At 71.2% G+C, this 17,375-nt stretch carries 13 protein-coding genes; 5 read left to right on the plus strand and 8 right to left on the minus strand.

Annotation, left to right across the window (positions count from 1 at the left end; translation table 11 throughout):
* The coding region (locus OO69_RS47320) for a KR domain-containing protein (RefSeq protein ID WP_158713529.1) at nucleotides 1-2,239 on the plus strand (2,239 nt) is incomplete at its 5' end.
* Nucleotides 2,240-2,314: 75 nt separating this feature from the next.
* On the plus strand, nucleotides 2,315-3,808 hold the full coding sequence (locus tag OO69_RS47325) for an FAD-dependent monooxygenase (protein WP_051801838.1): 1,494 nt from the start codon (nucleotides 2,315-2,317) through the stop codon (nucleotides 3,806-3,808).
* Between the two features lie 69 nt (nucleotides 3,809-3,877).
* Here OO69_RS47325 and OO69_RS47330 read toward each other — a convergent pair whose 3' ends face one another.
* From OO69_RS47330 to OO69_RS52800, 3 genes are all read right to left on the minus strand, one after another.
* Entirely contained in the window at nucleotides 3,878-4,633 is a 756-nt protein-coding gene (locus tag OO69_RS47330) for a thioesterase II family protein (protein WP_033287244.1), read from the minus strand.
* A 46-nt stretch (nucleotides 4,634-4,679) separates the two neighbouring features.
* Nucleotides 4,680-5,414 (minus strand): AfsR/SARP family transcriptional regulator, encoded by a 735-nt coding sequence (locus OO69_RS47335; protein ID WP_234444712.1) that lies wholly within the window; start codon nucleotides 5,412-5,414, stop codon nucleotides 4,680-4,682.
* Nucleotides 5,415-5,562: 148 nt separating this feature from the next.
* Nucleotides 5,563-5,781 (minus strand): DUF5988 family protein, encoded by a 219-nt coding sequence (locus OO69_RS52800; protein ID WP_051801841.1) that lies wholly within the window; start codon nucleotides 5,779-5,781, stop codon nucleotides 5,563-5,565.
* A gap of 548 nt (nucleotides 5,782-6,329) precedes the next feature.
* Here OO69_RS52800 and OO69_RS47345 point away from each other — a divergent pair.
* Nucleotides 6,330-9,179: a helix-turn-helix transcriptional regulator gene (locus tag OO69_RS47345; protein WP_158713530.1), complete on the plus strand. Its 2,850-nt coding sequence runs from the start codon at nucleotides 6,330-6,332 to the stop codon at nucleotides 9,177-9,179.
* A gap of 76 nt (nucleotides 9,180-9,255) precedes the next feature.
* Here the strand turns inward: OO69_RS47345 and OO69_RS47350 are convergent, their stop codons facing one another.
* From OO69_RS47350 to OO69_RS47360, 3 genes are all read right to left on the minus strand, one after another.
* The gene (locus OO69_RS47350) at nucleotides 9,256-9,810 is read right to left on the minus strand and encodes an allene oxide cyclase barrel-like domain-containing protein (RefSeq protein WP_033287247.1); all 555 of its coding nucleotides are present in this window, start codon (nucleotides 9,808-9,810) and stop codon (nucleotides 9,256-9,258) included.
* Nucleotides 9,811-10,005: 195 nt separating this feature from the next.
* Nucleotides 10,006-11,562, minus strand: coding sequence for an MFS transporter (locus tag OO69_RS47355; protein WP_033287248.1), 1,557 nt, complete (start codon nucleotides 11,560-11,562; stop codon nucleotides 10,006-10,008).
* A gap of 64 nt (nucleotides 11,563-11,626) precedes the next feature.
* Nucleotides 11,627-13,816, minus strand: a complete 2,190-nt coding sequence (locus OO69_RS47360; RefSeq protein WP_158713531.1) for an MMPL family transporter — start codon at nucleotides 13,814-13,816, stop codon at nucleotides 11,627-11,629.
* Nucleotides 13,817-13,891: 75 nt separating this feature from the next.
* Between OO69_RS47360 and OO69_RS47365 the strand changes: the two genes are divergently transcribed.
* Nucleotides 13,892-14,581, plus strand: coding sequence for a TetR/AcrR family transcriptional regulator (locus tag OO69_RS47365; protein ID WP_078652913.1), 690 nt, complete (start codon nucleotides 13,892-13,894; stop codon nucleotides 14,579-14,581).
* Nucleotides 14,582-14,595: 14 nt separating this feature from the next.
* On the opposite strand, the gene OO69_RS47370 is transcribed toward OO69_RS47365, so the two are convergent.
* Nucleotides 14,596-14,838, minus strand: coding sequence for a DUF6059 family protein (locus OO69_RS47370; protein WP_158713532.1), 243 nt, complete (start codon nucleotides 14,836-14,838; stop codon nucleotides 14,596-14,598).
* Between the two features lie 786 nt (nucleotides 14,839-15,624).
* Nucleotides 15,625-15,783, minus strand: a complete 159-nt coding sequence (locus tag OO69_RS52310; RefSeq protein ID WP_158713533.1) for a hypothetical protein — start codon at nucleotides 15,781-15,783, stop codon at nucleotides 15,625-15,627.
* A 706-nt stretch (nucleotides 15,784-16,489) separates the two neighbouring features.
* Between OO69_RS52310 and OO69_RS52315 the strand changes: the two genes are divergently transcribed.
* Entirely contained in the window at nucleotides 16,490-16,774 is a 285-nt protein-coding gene (locus tag OO69_RS52315) for a hypothetical protein (protein ID WP_158713534.1), read from the plus strand.
* The last annotated feature ends 601 nt before the right edge of the window (nucleotides 16,775-17,375 follow it).

Here is a 17,375-nt window from a genome sequence, read left to right on the forward strand (position 1 = left end):
GGGCGTCACCCACTTCATAGAACTCGGCCCCGACGCCATCCTCACCCCACTCGCCCAAGCCACCCTCGGCGACAACACCCCCCACCCCCTGACCGCCCCCCTGCTCCGCCGCAACCGACCCGACACCACCACCCTCCACACCACCCTCGCCCAACTCCACACCACCACCAACACCAGCACCTGGACCCGCACATCAGTCACCAACACCAACACCACCCCCGACCTCCCCACCTACGCCTTCCAACACCAGCGCTACTGGCTCAACCCGCCCACCACCACCGACAAGCCCGCCACCGGCGCCGAAAGGCCCGGCTCCGAGGGGCAGTTCTGGACGGCGGTGGAGCGGGGTGATGTCGCCACGCTCGCCGGCGCCCTGGACGTGGACGACGCTCAGCGCCGCTCGCTCGACGCGCTGCTGCCGGTCCTCTCCGCCTGGCGGCGCCGCGGGCAGTGGCAGCATCGGATCAGCTGGAAGCCGGTGACGGACGGCTCGGGGCCGATCGCGTTGGGCAGTTGGCTCGTCGTGGTCCCCGAGGGTTGGTCGCAGGACCCGCTGGTCATGGAGATGCTGCGGTCGCTGGCCGAAGGGCCGGCGGCGCGGGTGATTGCGGTCGTGGTGGACTCCGCGTTCGCGCACCCTCGCAGGCTGGCCCGGCTGCTGCTCGACACGCTGACCGGAAGCACCGAGAAGACCGGGAACACCGAGGCAGCCCCGGCCGCGCTCGCGGGCGTGCTGTCGCTGCTCGCACTGGACGAGCGGCCCGCGCCGGGCCGTACCGCCGTGACGACGGGTCTGGCCATGACGGTCTCGCTCGTCCAGGCGCTGGGCCGGGCCAAGGTGGACGCCCCGCTGTGGGTCGCCACCAGCGGCGCGGTGTCCGTACGGCAGGCGGATCGGCCGGCACGTGCCGCGCAGGCCGCCGTGTGGGGGTTGGGGCAGGCCGCCGCGATGGAGTGTCCGGAGCGGTGGGGTGGTCTGGTCGACCTGCCCGAGGTGCTGGACGAGCGGGTGCTGCCGCGGCTGGCACGGGTGCTGGCCGCCGCTGACGGCGAGGACCAGGTGGCCGTACGCGCCTCGGGTGTGTACGGCCGCCGGCTCACCAAGGCGGCCGGACCGAGCGGCGAGCGGCAGAGTTGGCGGCCGCAGGGCACCGTACTGATCACCGCGCGGCGCCCCTCGCTTGGGCTGCCCGCAGCGCGGTGGGTGGCGCAGCACGGCGCCGCGCACCTGCTGCTGGCCGGGACCGGCTGGCCCGTCGGGGTCGCCGACACGTTGACCGCGCTCGGGGCCGCTTCCGTAGAGGTGGTGGACTGCGATCCGGCGGACGGTCCGGCGCTGGCCGCACTGCTCGCCCGGGTGCCGGCCGGGCATCCGCTGACCGGAGTGGTGCATGCCGCGGCGGAGCTGGACGCGCAGACCGCCGGGCCGCTGAATCTGGAGCTGGCGGAACGCGCGCTGGCCTCGGTGGTGCCGGCGGTGACCCAACTGGACGCGCTGACCCGGGACATGGACCTGGCCGCGTTCGTGGTCTTCTCGTCGGTGGCCGGCACGCTCGGTGGGCCCGGGGTCGGCAACGCGGCGCCGGCCCACGCGTTCCTGGACGCCGTGGTCGCGCGGCGCCGGGCGGAGGGGCTGCCGGGCCTGTCGGTGGCCTGGGGTCCGTGGTCCGGTCCGGACGACCAGGACAACACCGCGGCGACGAAGGGCCTGGAGCAGTGGGGCCTGCGGGCGGTCGCGCCCGGCGTCGCGGTGGCCGTGCTGGAGCAGGCGGCCGGGCGCGGGGCCGCACTGGTGGTGGCCGACATCGACTGGCAGCGGCTGGTGCCGCAACTGGCCCGATCCCGCCGGGTGCCGCTGTTCGAGGACGTACCGGAGGTCCGGGCGCTGCTGGACCAGACGAAGACGGCGGAGGGCGCCGGGCAGCTGTTGGAGCGGCTGAGCAGGGCGGACGACGACGAGCAGTTGCGGCTGCTGCTTGACCTGGTCCGCACGCACGCGGCGGCGGCGCTCGGTCACTCCTCGCCGGACGCCGTAGGGGCGAACGACGACTTCCTGGAGCTGGGCTTCTCCTCCTTCACCGTGCTGGACCTCAGTACCCGGCTGCGAGCGGCCTCCGGGCTCGCGCTACCGCCGGTGGCCGTCTACGAACACCCGTCGCCGGCCGCTCTCGCCGACCGGCTGCGGGCGGGGCTGGCCGAGGCGGAGTCGCCCGGGCCGCCAGTGGGGGCGGCGTCGTGAGCCCTCCGCAGCCCGCCCGCTTCTTCCCCTCCGGCCTTCATCCGATCAACCATCGTCAACGTCAAGGAGTCTTCGATGAGTCCGCTGAGTCCGCTGAGTCGTACCGTCATCATCGCAGGGGCCGGTCCCACCGGTCTGATGCTCGCCGCGGAGCTGGGACTGGCCGGTGTCCCGACCATCGTCGTGGAGCGGCTCGCCGAGCCGGGTGACGACGTAAAGATCGGCACCTTCCACGCCAGGTCGGTGGAACTGCTGGAGCAGCGTGGCCTGTTCGATGAGATCCCCAAGGACCAGCTGCCCAAGTGGCCGCGGATCCACTTCGGTCACCTGTGGCTGGACCTGGAGAAGATGGGTGACAGCGAGTACTTCTTCATGCTGTCGCACCGCCAGGTCGAGGACATCGTGGAGCGGCGGGCCGTGGAGCTGGGCGCGGACATACGGCGGGGCCACGAACTGACCGCTGTGGAGCAGGACGAGTCCGGGGTCACCGTCACCGTGCGGCACGCGGGCGGGGAGGAGCACATCCACGGCGGCTACCTGGTCGGCGCCGACGGGGCTGACAGCGCGGTGCGGCGGCTGGTCGGTTTCGATGCGCCGCCGGAGGGCTCGTCCTGGTACGGGGTGCTGGGTGATCTGCAGCAGTACGACGGCGAGTTCGAGGTGGGCGTCTACCCCGGCGGCATCTTCGGCGCGCTGCCGGACGGCGTCGGCAACTTCCGTCTCCAGGCGACCTCGTTCGACGTGCCGGCGCCGGGCGACGACGAGCCGGTGACGCTGGACGAGCTGCGGGAGAACGTCGAGCGGGTGACCGGGCGGCAGGTGACAGTCGGCAGTCCGAGCTGGCTGCGCCGCTACACGGGCGTGACCAGGCTCGCCGAGAAGTACCGCCAGGGCAGGGTCTTCCTGGCCGGTGACGCGGCGCACGTGTACTTCTATCCGGCCGGGCACAACGTCAATACCAACCTGCACGACGCGGCGAACCTCGGCTGGAAGCTGGCCGCGGAGATCAACGGCTGGGCGCCGGAGGGCCTGCTGGACACGTATCACGGCGAGCGGCACCCGGTCGGGCGGCGGGCGTGCACGAGCACCCGGGCCCAGATGGCGCTGGCCCACCCGCTGGACCAGGTGGGACCACTGCGTGAGGTGTTCGCGGACCTGACCCGGTACGAGGACGTGAACCGACACCTGATCACGATCGTCACCGACATTCACTACCCGATGCCGGGCGGCGCGGACGCGCACCCGCTGGCGGGCCGTCCGGTGCCGCAGGTGGGGCTGAAGCGGGCGGACGGCGAGACCAGCACGGCCGCGGTGCTGCGCGAGGGCCGGGGCGTACTGCTGGATCTGTCGGGCACCCCGGCGGGCGCCGCGTTTGTCGAGGCGGCCGGTGCGTCCGGCTGGGCGGGCCGGGTCGGCGTGGTGTCAGCGCAGCCGGTACCGGAGCTGGACGCGGAGCTGCTGCTGCTGCGGCCGGACGGCGTGGTGGCGTGGGCAGCACGCGACGCCGTAGGGCCGGAGGAGCTGCGGGCGGCGCTGGCAGCCTGGTTCGGCGCGGCTGAGGCGGCGTAGGGGCCGATACGAAGCCGCTCCCGCCCCCGGCGACCGGGGGCGGGAGCGGCTTCGTCGGCGGGCGGGGCGTCAGACCAGCGTGGCGAGGCCGGCGGCGACGGTCTCGGTGACCGCTTCCGGGTGGGTACTGAGGTAGAAGTGGCCGCCGGGGAAGACTCGCAGGTCGAAGCGGCCGGTGGTGTGGGTGCTCCAGGCGTGAGCCTCGTCCAGGGTGGTGCGCGGGTCGGCGTCGCCGACCAGCACGGTGACCGGACAGCCGAGCTTGGGGCCGGGCGGGCAGCGGTAGGTCTCGATGGCCCGGTAGTCGCCGCGGATGGCGGGCAGGATCATCCGCAGCAGCTCGTCATCGGCGAGCACCCGGGCGTCGGTGCCGTTGAGCCGCTTGAGTTCGTCGATCACGCCGTCGTCGTCGCGCTGGTGCACGGACTCCTCACGGTGCGTCGAGGGGGCGCGCCGGCCGGAGGCAAACAGTAGCGCCGGGCCGTTGCCGCGGCGCTCCAGGCGGCGGGCGACCTCGAAAGCGACGACGGCGCCCATGCTGTGGCCGAAATAGGCGGTCGGCAGCTCGGGGCGGCCGTCGAGTGCGTCAGCGATGTGGTCGGCAAGCAGCTGGATGTCCTCGACCGGCACTTCTTTGCGGCGGTCCTGGCGGCCCGGATACTGCACGGCGAGCACCTCGGTGTCGGCGGCGAGCGCCTGGGACAAGGGGAAGTAGAAGCTGGCCGAGCCGCCGGCGTGCGGGAAGCACACCAGCCGGGTGCCGGAGCGGCCTTCGGCGGGGAAGCGCTGGATCCACAGTTCTCTGTCGCGGGTCGGAGTGGCCACGACGTCCTTTCGCGAGGGGTTCGGAGCCTGCCGGGGTGGTGGCGCGTCAAACGGCGGACAGCAGTTCCAGCTGTACGTCTGCGGCGAGGATCGCGCGATGCACCTCGTGGAGGGCGCGGCAGGGCTCCAGGCCCAGTTCGCGGCGCAGGGTGTCGCGGGCGACCTGGTAGACCCGCAGCGCGTCGGCCTGCCGCTCGGAGCGGTACAGCGCGAGCATGAGCTGGCGGTGGAAGGACTCGCGCAGCGGGTGTTCGGCGACCAGGCGGAAGAGCAGGCCGACCAGTTCGCGGTGCCGGCCGAGCATGAGCTGTGACTCGACCATGAGTTCCAGGCATTCCAGCCGGCTCTCGTCGAACCAGGCCCAGAATCCGTTGGCGATGGGGCCGCCGAAGAAGCAGGCGTCGCTCTCCCCGCGCCACAGGCCGAGGGCCCGCTCGCAGGCCGCAGCGGCGTCGGCGTGCCGGCGCGCGTGGGCGCTGGTCCATGCCTGCCGCATGAGCTGCTGGAACTCGGCGAGGTCGAGTTCGTCGTCGCCGAGGGTGAGGCTGTAGCCGGCCGCTCTGGTGACGATGGGGCTGTCCTGGCCCGGTCTGCGTACCGTCTTCCGCAGCTGGGAGACGTTGACGTGCAGCGAGGCGGTGGATCTGCGGGGGACGTGCCCCTCCCACATCTCCGCGACCAACTGGTCGGCGGACACCACATGATTGGCCCGGATGAGGAGGGCGGTCAGCAGGGTCTCGATCTTGCGTGCGCCGATCGTTCTGACCTCGCTTTTCTCCACCAACCGGAGTTTTCCAAGTATTTCGTACCTCACAAGTCACCCCGTAGTCGTGTTGCGTCACGCCGGTTCCGGCCGTGGTGGGGCCGTTGCCGACGGTCAGCCGAATGGGAGGTCGTCCATGTGCTGAGCCGCGCGGATCGTGCCGGTGTCACTCGGCGACGTAGGTGCGTCGCGTCCAGATGAACACCCGAAGATCATCGCCGCCGAAGGACACCGTCTCGGCGGATGGTTCGAAGTGCTCGTAGCGATTTCCCAGGAAGAGCTTGTACCTGTCGGTGCAGTCCTGGAGATAGCGGACCCGCAAATGAGTGGGCTCGGATTCCATAGGGCCACCCTGTAGAATTATGTTCGGCCTTGGTTCCGTCACATCGGCTTCAGTATTTGTCTCCGGGCCTTCGCCGGAAGAACTGAACGATGATTCCCGGTCGGTTTTCAGTGCACCCGTTGTTGACGAAGTCACGTCCATGCCGGAAAGATACAGCCCCGGTATTGTCGGCACCACCCCAGAAAACGCCGACCGGGTGACCCCTACACGACAGTCCGAACCCCTAAACCGACCGGCGGCCCTGCCCTCTGGTGGGGGCTTACGGGGTACCGACTTGAGGGGATTCGGCGGTTTCACAGGGAGTGGTGCGTCGTACCGCAGCCGACCTGGCCCCAAAGCGGAAAGGAACGTTCCGCACCACCACCGAAAACCTCGTGATATCGAAATTTAATACGCCGGACGCAATGCGCGCGCAGGCATCGTTGACAGCACGCGGCCGGGCAATACTAGACTCCAGATTTCCCGTCTCCTTGGAGATCGACGGAATGCTCACTTCCACATTCCCACCCGGCGCCGAATCCTTCGAGCGCCCAAGGAGATCGCGCACCGGTCAAAAACAGTCTCAACGGGGGCATTTAGCCATGGGCCTGATGGAACGCGAATCGCAGACAGACCGAATCGGACTCCTACTGAGCGAATGTCAATCCCGAAAGGGTAAAGTCGTCATGGTGGCGGCCCCGGTGGGGTTCGGCAAGTCCGACCTGCTCATCCATACCGCGGACATCGCCAGAGCAATGGGAATCGCCCCGCTGACCGCCGTGGCCGCACGGGCGGAGAGCGGTTATTCATACGGAATCGTCCGGCAACTGCTCCGCAATGCTGCCGCCGGCTCCGGCACACGAACTCGCCTCGCTGTGCCCCTGATACAGGAGGAGGAGACCCAGCGGCTGGGCGAGATTCTGCTGGACGCGGCCGAACAACAGCCGCTGCTCATCTGCGTGGACGACATCCAGTACGCAGACGCCGCCTCGCTGCAGTGCCTGCTCTACCTGGTCCGGCGGATCGGCTCCGCCCGGATCCTGGTGATGCTCACCGAGTCCGAGCAGAGTCGCACCGTGCACCCCTTCTTCCATGCGGAGCTGCACCGAGAGCGGCACACCGACCGGTTGCGGCTCGGACCGCTGTCCCCCGCCGAGGTCGGCCGGGTGCTCGCCGAGAGACTCGACACGCTGTCCGCCCACCGCCTCTCGCACGAGTACCACGCGGTCAGCGGCGGCAATCCGCTGCTGGTCCGCGCGCTGCTCACCGACTTCGCGGCACAACAGCGCCCGCGGACCGGGCCGGGAGCAGGCGTCCCGGCCGGCGAGGCATACGGTCGGGCGGTGGTCGCCTGCCTGCACCGGTCGGAGCAGACCGTGCTGCAACTGGGCCGTGCGGTGGCCGTGCTGGGCGCCGAGTCGACCCCCGAGCGGCTGGGCCGGCTGTGCGACCTGGAGGCCGCGGAGACCACGGCCTTGCTGGACATACTGACCGGCGCCGGGCTGCTGCGCGGCACCAGGTTCCGCCATCCCGCCGCCGAGGCGGCGGTGCTCGCCGACCCCGAGTTCGGCGACCGTTCCCGGACCCAACTGAGCGCCGCCCAGCTGCTGGACGACGCGGGTACCGACGTCCTCACCGTCGCTCAACACATCGTGGCGGCCGGCGAGGTCGGTGGCAGCTGGGTCGTCCCGGTACTGCGCGAGGCGGCCGAGGCCGCCCTGCACCACGACAAGGTCGACCTGACCGTCGCCTTCCTGGAGGCCGCACTGCGGGCGAACGCCGACAGCGCCGAGCGGCTGGCGATCACCGCCGCGCTGGCCGACGCGGAGTGGCGGCTCAACCCGACCGCGGCCTCCCGGCGGATCCCCTCGCTGCTCACCGCCATGCGCCGCGGCGAGATGAGCGACCTCCAGGCGCTGGGCATGCTGAGGATGCTGGTCTGGTTCGGCATGCTGGACCAGGCGGCCGAGACGCTGCACACCATCAACGCGCAGCCGCAGAGCGGGATGTCCCGGGGCATGCTGAAGGAGACCGCGGCCGAGATCCGCAACACCTACAAGTGGCTCCAGGCGGTCTGTCCGCCGCTGCTGCCGCACCTGGACGAGCCCGGCTCGCCGTGCACCGGCTCCAGCCCGGTGCCGCTCAGCGAGCGGATGCAGGCCACCACCACCCTGGTCTCGGTACTCAGGGAGGGCGCGCTGAGCACCGACGTCGCGCACGCCGAACAGATCCTGGCCACCTGCCGGCTCGGCGACCGCACCCTGGAACCGGCGCACTCCGCGCTGCTGACCCTGGTCTACGCCGACCAGCTGGAGCAGGCCGACCACTGGTGTCGGGTGCTCCAGGACGACGCCACCGCGCGCCGGGTCCCCACCTGGCAGGCGTTGTTCAGCACGGTGGCCGCGGAGATCGCGCTGCGAAGAGGCGAGCCGGCGGTGGCCAGACAGTCGGCGCGGGACGCCCTGTCCACCCTGGCCCCGCACAGCTGGGGTGTGGGCATCGGCTATCCGCTGGCGCTGCTGCTCACCGCCACCATTTCCATGGGCGACTGGGAGGAGGCTCAGGAGTGCATAAGCCGCCCGGTACCGCCCGCCCTGTTCCAGACCATCTTCGCCGCCCCCTATCTCCAGGCCCGCGGGAAGTACCACCTCGCGACCAACAACGTGCACGCGGCGCTGCGGGACTTCCTGGCCTGCGGCGACACCGTCGACCAATGGGGGCTCGACACACCCGCGCTGGTGCCGTGGCGCACCGGCGCGGCCGAGGCGCTGCTGCGGCTGGGCGACCGGGACCAAGCCAGCCGGCTGGTGCTGGAGCAACTGGACCTGCCCGGCGGCGACTACGACCGGATCCGCGGGGTGTCACTGCAACAACTGGCCCGGCTGCAGCCCCCGGAGCAGCGGCTCGACGCGCTCCACGAGTCGGTGGACCTGTTGCAGGCGGCGGGCGACCACTTTCAGCTGGCCCACGCGCTGGCCGACTTGAGCGACACCCAGCAGGCTCTGGGCGACTGGCACAAGGCGCAGGCGCTGCGGCTGCGCGCCCGGCAGCTCGCCGAGCGCTGCAACGCGGTCCCGCTCGTGCGGAGCCTGCCGCCGGACAGTAGTGCCCGGCCCGCCGAGCAGGGTGTTTCTCAGCTGACCGAGGACCCACTGTCCGAACTGACAGGCTCCGAGCGGCGGGTGGCGCTGCTCGCGGTGCAGGGGCACAGCAACCGGGTGATCGCCGAGCAACTGGTGATCACCGTCAGCACCGTCGAGCAGCACCTGACCCGGGTCTATCGCAAGCTGGGGGTGAACCGGCGCAGGGAACTGGTCGCGCTGCTGCAGCGGTTGCCGCTGTCGCCGGCCCCCTCCCAGGTACAGCAACTGGGGTTGCCGGCCAGATCTGCGGGCCGCAAACATCCGCGTCCCATGCGCCTGTCCTGCGCGTCGGGAACGTCGCGGCACCGTAGCGGCTGACCGAAGTCCCGTGCCGCGAGCGCCCCGCCCACCGCAGAACGGTGGGCGGGGCGCTCGCATGCTGTCCGGGGTACGGTCAGGGACCGCAGAGGACGATCTTGTCCTCGAATGGCGGGGCGGTCTCGCCGGGCGGGACCGGCAGCGTGCGCCAGACCCAGGTGCCCTTCCAGCCGGCGTACCGGCCGCTGAGCCCGACCACCGGAGCGGTGATCCAGTTGCTCTCGATGACGTCGGTCCGGTCGAAAGGGCCGGCCATCGAGAAGGTGCCGTCGGGGAGCTGGACCTGCTCCATCTGAAACTGCATCTTGTGTCCGTCGGACGGACGCGCGTACATGATGTCCATGTTGCCGGTCGCGGTGGCGATCTTCGCTCCGCTCGCGTCGTAGAGCTCGTCGAACCAGGTCGACATGAAGCCGACCGGCAGGTCCGCGGCAGGCGGCAGGCTGGTGTCGAACTTGATCATCTTCTCGGTCACGTGGAGCCGGAGACACGCCCGGGGGTTCTTCCCGTGGGCGGCGCCGTCACCGTTGGCCACGGCGCTGGCGTTCGAGGCTGCGAGCAGGGCCAGGGCCGCGCCGACCGCTGCCGCGGTCCAAGCCGCGCGGTGCCATGCTGTGCTGCTTGTTCGCATGGGTGGCTGCCTTCCTTTCGTGGTGCTTCCTGGACGGTCCAGCAGGCGCAGGACAACCGCTGCCGGTCGCTTGAGATGGTGGTTGCGGCTTCTCATGCGGCCCTAGAGCGTCACTTTCGCCCGTCCTTCGGCGTGGGCGGACAGGCGTACAGGGCCGGTCGGTACGGATCCGTACCGACCGGCCCTGTACGTCGGTCAGACGACGGCACCCGCTGCGGCGGCGGGCGCGTCCTTGTCCTCGGCAGCCGGTTCGGCCCGGCCGCCCGGCAGGAACACCACTGTCAGCACCGCGCCGACCAGGGCGACAACGCCGCACACCACGAGCATGGTGTCCAGGGCGTGCACGAAGGCGCCGCTGACGGTGCTCCGCAGGCTCGCCGAGCCGAGCCTGTCGGCGACCGCTATGCCGCCCGAGGCGTTCTTCCGGATCGCGGTGGTGGCCTGGGCCGGCAGCCCGGTGAGGTGCAGCCGGCTGACGTAGGCGGTGTTGAGCACGGTGCCGAGCACCGCGACGCCGACGGTGCCGCCGACGGTCCGCATCGCCTGGAAGACGGCCGAGGCGACACCGGCCCGCTCTGCCGACACCGAGCCGAGGGCGGCTGCCATCGCGGTCGGCATGGCGAAGCCGAGTCCGGCGCCCACCACGGCGAACCAGGCGGCCGCGTAGCCGTATCCGGTACCGGTGCCGGTCAGCGCGCCGCTGAGCAGGCCGATGCCCATCACGACAAAGCCGATGGTGACCACGACCTTGGCACCGGCCTTCGGTCCGATCCGGTCCGCGATCCGGGTGCCGACCAGCATGCCGCCGACCACCGGCAGCAGCCGTAGACCGGTGCCCAGCGCGTTGGCGCCGTCGATGACCTGGAAGTACTGCGGCATCGTGAACAGCAGGCCGAACATTGCGAAGGTGCAGATCAGACCCAGTGCGGTGCCCCAGCGGAAGCCGGCCGGCCTGAACAGCGCCAGGTCCACCAGCGGACGCCGGCCGGTCCGTCCGGCGCGGGCCTGCCACAGCACGAATGCCATGAGGAACACCACGCCCGCCACGATCGGGCCGTATGCCGCCGCGTCGCTCCAGCCCTTCTGGCCGGCCTCGATCATGCCGAAGGTGATCCCGACCAGGCCGGCGCTGGAGGTCAGCGTGCCCAGCAGGTCCAGCGTGGGCCGGTCGGGGCTCTTGGAAGACGGCAACAGCACGAAGCCCGCGATCAGGGCCAACGCGATCACCGGCACGTTGAGCAGGAACACCGAGCCCCACCAGAAGCGGTCGAGCAGCGCGCCACCGATGATCGGGCCGAGCGGGATGCCGACCGAGTTGGCGGTGATCCACACCGCGACCGCCCGGGAGCGCTCCCTCTCCTCGAAGAGCACCGGCAGCATGGCCAGCGTCATCGGGGTGAGGAACGCCGCGCCGAGGCCGAGCAGCGCCCGGGCGCCGATCAGTTCACCGGCCGAGGTGGAGTACGCGCACAGCGCCGAGGCGGCGCCGAACACCACGAGTCCGCCGAGCAGGAACAGCTTGCGGCCGTAGCGGTCGCCGAGCAGGCCGGCCGGCAGCAGCAGCGCGGCAAGCACCAGGTTGTAGGCATTGGCGAACCACTGCAGGTCCTGCGTGGAGGCGTGCAGCGAGGTCGCGAGGGTGGGCAGGGCGACGTTGAGGATCGTCAGGTCCAGCCCGATGACCAGGCCGGCCAGGGCGAGGGCGCCGAGCCCCCACCAACGGCGGGGATTGGGGTGGGTTTCAGTCGTCATGGCGCTGTCTGCTTCCTCTGGGTTCCCAGGGTCGGGTCGAGCGGGTGCGGTTCAGCGGAGTGGTTCAGCGGGAAGTCAGGTCGCCTGCGGGTCCTGCATCCGCGGTGCCGTACGCCGCAGTGGCCCCGGGGTGCGGTGTCCGGGGCCGGGCGGGCCACCAGGCGCGCTCCCCCAGCAGGGTGAGGACGGCAGGTCCGAGCACCAGCCGGATGATCGTGGCGTCGAGCACCACCGCGACGGCGAGCCCGAGGCCGAACATCTTCAGGATCGGGTCGCTGATCCCGGCGAAGCTGAGGAAGACCAGCGTCATGATCGCGGCGGCGGCCGCGATCACCCGTCCGGTACGGGACAGGCCGGCCACCACGGCGCGCCGGGCATCGCCGCCCGCGAGGTATTCGTCGCGTGTCGCCGAGAGCAGGAACACCTCGTAGTCCATGGACAGCCCGAACAGCACCGCGAACAGCAGCATCGGCACCATGGGCTGGATCGGCAGCGATTCCTGCACGCCGAGCAGCGAACGGCCCCAGCCCCATTGGAAGACGGCCACGAGCACGCCGTACGCGGCGCCGATCGACAGCACCGCCATCACCACCGACTTCACCGCGATCCACGGCGCCCGGAACATCGCGAACAGCAGCAGCGCGCCGGCCACCAGCACCGCGCCGAGCAGCAGCGGCAGCCGCGCGCCGACGGTGTCGGCCATGTCGATGGCGAAGGCCGTGGTCCCGCCGACGTAGGCGCGGCCGCCACCGGACTTGAGCGCGGCCGGGCCGATGTCGTCCCGGATCCGGTGCACGAGCCGGGAGACCTGGACGGCCTGCGGCGAGTGCTTGGGCACGACGGTGACCAGCGCGTACTTGCCGTCTTGCGACTGCTCGGCGGGGGTGACCGCGGCGACTTCGAGGTCCGCGGTGAGGCCGCTGGTCAGCCGGTCGAGGGCGTCAGCGCCACCGGTCGGCGGCAGCGCGACGGTGAGCAGCAGCGGCGCGTTCCAGCCGGGGCCGAAGTCGGCGGCGACCTGGTCGTAGGCGCGGCGCTGAGTGAAGGACGTCGGCTGGTTGCCGTCGTCGGGGGTGCCGAGCCGCATGGACAGTGCCGGGGCGGCGATCGCCAGCATGATCGCGGTGGCGGCGAGCGCGAACAGCGTGGGACGGCGGCCGATCCGTGCACCCCAGCTGGCCCAACGGCCGGTGATGGGCGCTCCGTCGGCGGTGGCCTGGGTGACCGCCGGGCGGCGGCCGACCCGCCAGCGGTTGACGCGGTGGCCGAGCAGCGCGAGCACGGCCGGCAGCAGGGTCAGCGCGGCGAGCATGGTGGCCAGGACGGTCAGCGCCGCGGCCATGCCGGTGCCGCCGATGAAGGGAACGCCGACCAGCAGCAGGCCGAGGATCGCGGCCACCACCGTGCCGCCCGCGAAGAACACTGCGTGACCGGCCGATGCGAGGGTCTTGCCGACCGCCTCCTGCTTGCTCAGCCCGGTGTCGAGCAGTTGGCGGAACCGGGTCACCACGAACAGGGCGTAGTCGACGCCGGCGCCGAGGCCGAGCATCACCGCCACGCTCGGCGCGATGGTGGGGATGGCCATCACCGAGGCGGCGGTGAGCGACAGCGCGATGCCGACGCCGAGGCCGATCAGCGCGGTGATCACCGGCAGCCCGGCCGCGACCACCGAGCCGAAGGCGACCAGCAGCACGATCAACGCGGCGATGATGCCGATGAATTCGGCCGGTCCGGTCTCCGCGGTCGACGCCAGGTCGGGCACCTGTCCGCGGAAGTCGACCAGTACACCGGCCGAACGCGCCCCGGCGGCAGCCGAGTCGAGCAGCTTGGCGTCAGAGGCCGACAGATCGTTGAGCGCGGCGCCGTACTGCACGTCGCTGGTGGCGGTACGGCCGTCGGTGCTGATCCGGGCGCCGGCCGCCAGCGGACTGGCGGCGGAGTCGACCTTCGGCTCCCTGCCGAACGCCTGCACGGTGGAAGCGATGACGGCGGCCTTGTCCGGGTCCTTGAGCGAACCGGTGGCGGTGTGCCAGACCACGGTGGTCGTGGTGGCACCGGTGGCGGGGAAGTGCTCGGTGGCCAGGTCGACCGCGTGCTGGGAGTCGGCGCCCGGAATCGTGTACTCGTTCCCGAACGCGCCGCCGCTGAAGGAACTGATGCCGAAGAGAACGACTGCGGCGAGGATCCAGGCGGCAATGGCGCGCCACGGGTGAGCGGCGATCGCGCGGCCCAGGCTGTCAAGGATGCGTTCCATGCCGACCAAGCTACTCGCACTCGCTGCATATTTGCAATAACTGCAGATATGCTATGCCTGCAGTACACTGAAGCCATGGCCATCGCTCAGGAACCGCACCCGACCAGCAGGCAGGAGTGCGCACTGCACGGACGGAAGCCCTCGCTGCGAGAACGCAAGAGGCTGCGTACTCGGCAGGCGCTCATCGACGCCGCGGTCGACCTGTTCGACCGGCAGGGCTACGACGAGACCACGATCGCCGAGATCGCCGACGCCGCCGACGTCTCGGCCCGCACCTTCTTCAGCTACTTCGCCAGCAAGGAAGAGATCCTCTTCCCGGACAGCGCCAGCCGGGTGCAGCTGGCGGTGGACGCGATCGACGCGCGCGGTCCGGACGACCGGCCGGTCGACGTACTGCTGCGCGCCCTCCAGCACGTCGGCGAGGTGGACACCGACATGGTCAGCCGGATGGCGGCGGTACGGATGCGGCTGGTCCTCGAAGTACCCGCCGTGCGCGGCCGGGGCCTGCAGATCCTGTTCTCCGCGCAGCGCGACATGGCCCGCCATCTCCAAGCCGCGTTCCCGGACCAGCTCGACGAGATCAGCGCGGCGGCACTGGTCGGCGCCATGGTCGGCGCCATCTCCTCCGCGCTCGCCGCCCTGTTCGACGACCCCGAGCAGGCCAAGGAGACGCTGTCCGAGAACCCCGACCACATGAAGGGGCAGATCGCCCGCGCCGCCCAGATCGCGCTGGGCCCCTGGATCGCCGGCCCGGGTGTGCCGTAGGCCGCCGGCGGCGCTCACCGCAGATACCTCAGCTGATCCCACAGAGCGCGTTCGGCCGCGGACAGCGGCACCTCCGGGATCATCCGCTCCGGATGGCCGGCCGGCGGCTCGGCCGCCGCGGCCAGCGCGTGCTCCCAGGCGTGGGAGTCCGCCGGCGGCCCGTAGAGCCAGCAGACGCACTGCAGCCCGGGGAGCAGCCATTCCAGCAGCCGCCCCCAGCCCGCCCACCCCCGCCCGGCCATCCGATGCCGCCCCATTCCCGCGTCCCCGTATTACGCACGGGCCCAGTGTCGGGGCGTGACCCTATGCGGCCCTTAACGCGCCGGCAGGGCAGCTTCGAACACACTGCTCCTCCAACCGCCGTACGAACCGGCCCGGTGCGTCCGGCAACGGTGACACCGGGCACAGGTCCAGGACCCCGGACCGGGGGACGGACCGGATGTACCGTGCCCGCCCGGCAGCAGATACGCGCGAAGAGCACGCACCCGATCCACACCGGCGGGACCAGATCGCCAACCGGCTCGGGCACGAACACCTGCGGCACACCGGCCTGACCCGGACGGCCGACGCCGTGCCCCGGGCACGGCTCGCCGCGGACCACCCGGCAGCGCCAGACCCCGTTCAGCTGTACTTCACGGGGCACTTCCACCGGTACGCCGACGCGCCTCGTCAGCTGCCGAAGAACTCGACCAGCACCGGACGAGCGCGTCCGGGGCCACCTCGTGCACCTGCCCCTCGAGCGTCCGGTGCCCGGCCGCGGGAAAAGCGTCCGCGGTGGACTTCGCCGCCTGCTGAAGGCTCTGCGGGCCGGCTCCACCGGCGAGGACCCGACCCGAACGGCGATCGCCGAGGCGAAGTCGCGCGGCACGCCGCCGTCGCCGAGCAGCTCGTCGTCGTAGCCGGACCTCGGGGCGACGGCCCCAACACGGCCCAGCCCGGCTGTGCCCGAATGCCCGCTACGGCCTGGGCGGGGCGTTCGTCGTCAACAGCGCCACGGCGTCGCCCCTGCGCCCGCCGTCGAACAGCTCGTAGAGCCCTTCGGTCTACTCCTTGATCCAGGCGCCGTCTTCGACCCCGGCCATGAACGGTGGCTCGCAGAGCGCCAACTTGCTGCTCCCGGGGCCGGCTGCCGCGGTCGCCACGGCAAGGGCCGTACCGGAGGAGACCGCGCAGACGTACGCCTCGCCGCCGGCCTGCGCCATGAGGGCCTGCAGGTCCCCGACCTCGCGGGCGGCCGAGTAAGGCGTGGTGTCCGAGCTTTCACCTCGCGACGGTCCTGGGCGGACCGTGAAGCTGTCCTGCAGCAGAGCGGCAAGTGGCGCCGGGGTGGCCGGCGTTGGGCTGAAACCGATGCTGGCTCCGCCTGGCCCGCGGTGGTGTGCGCCATGCGGCGAACAAAATACCGGCCGCGCCGATCACGGCCTGAAGCGCTACCGCACCAACTGACAGGCAGATCACGGTGCAGGCAGCCAGGATGCACACGAGCGCGACCAAGTCGGCTTTGCGGTGATCGAGCCCTGCCGGGATTGCTGGGCGGTACCTGAAACAGCAGAGCTCTCTTCCGGTGGCCCAACCCGCGACGACACCGCCGTCCCTTCCCCGCCGGGAAGGGACAGGCCCGCGAGGAACTCAGCCCCGGACAAGCAGCGAGCCGCTTCGCGCCGCATGTCTCCTGAGGTTGATTCCCCGACTTCCACCGCTTGCGCGATGAAGCCCGCCCCCGAAAACATGCAGCCAACCGGCTACACGTAAGACGAGCACCGACACCGTGTCAACTCCCTTCCAGGAGTGTGGTTAACGACACTCCTTCCCCGGTCGCCCAGACAGCCAGCCCGGACGTAGCGGGCTCCTGTCGTGCATGCCGTCTGCGGATCTATCGTTGTCCATGGGCGACTGGGGGTCGTCATCGTGCGGGATACACAGCTGGTGCAGACGGCAGTGATCGGTGATGAGCGCTCGGACGTGCCCGTCGTACTGCCGGTAGAGGCGATCGAACTCGACGCCTTCCACCGCACGCATGCCCATGACACCTTCTGGTGCGGGACGCTCCTGGGCGGCTGCGGCGCCCAGCCCGCGCACAAGCTGCACCTCGGCCGACAATGCCACTTCCAGCACTATCCCCAGTCCGGCGGAACCCGTTCGTCTACCGCCGGCCACGGGTCGGCGAGCCCAGTGCCGACCACCTGTACGTGAAGCCGGCGATGTCCCGGTCGCTGCTGGAACACGGCCGGGCAGGCCGGTTCGCCTTCCCTGCGCCAACCGGCTCACTGCTGGACGCAGACCTAAGGACGGTCGCTCCCTGAGCGTCCACATGGACGGCTCCGTGCCGCCCGACTGGGCAGGCGGCCGCACCGTCGTCCTGGGCCCCGGTGGGGTGCTGGACCCGGGCGTGCTCTCCGGCTGCCCGTACGTGCATAGACTGCGGTGCGGGAGCGAGGGGTCCGGCCGCCGCCTGTGCATCGGTACCCAGAGCCCGGCCCGCCCCACCGAGCGGGTCCCCGTCAACGACTGCGCCCGGACCGAGGACGGGCCTGATCACCCCGGCCGCCACCGAGATTCCGGAGCAACACCCCGCCGCCCCCGGCTCCGCACCCGCCGGAGCCACACCGCTCGGGAACCTTGCCGGAGAGCGTCACCCCGTTCATCCGCGGGCTGGCAGCCGCCCAGCGCAGCGCGACGGTCGCACACGGACGCCGCCTGTGCGCTGGCAGCGGCCCCTCCCTCGCCACACCGGGTGCCACAACCCGCACCGAAGCCCAACAGGCTCCGGAGAAAGCCCGGACCTGCCGCGCGG

Source organism: Streptomyces sp. NRRL F-525 (genome assembly GCF_000716605.1).
In the GTDB taxonomy this organism is placed as follows: domain Bacteria; phylum Actinomycetota; class Actinomycetes; order Streptomycetales; family Streptomycetaceae; genus Streptomyces.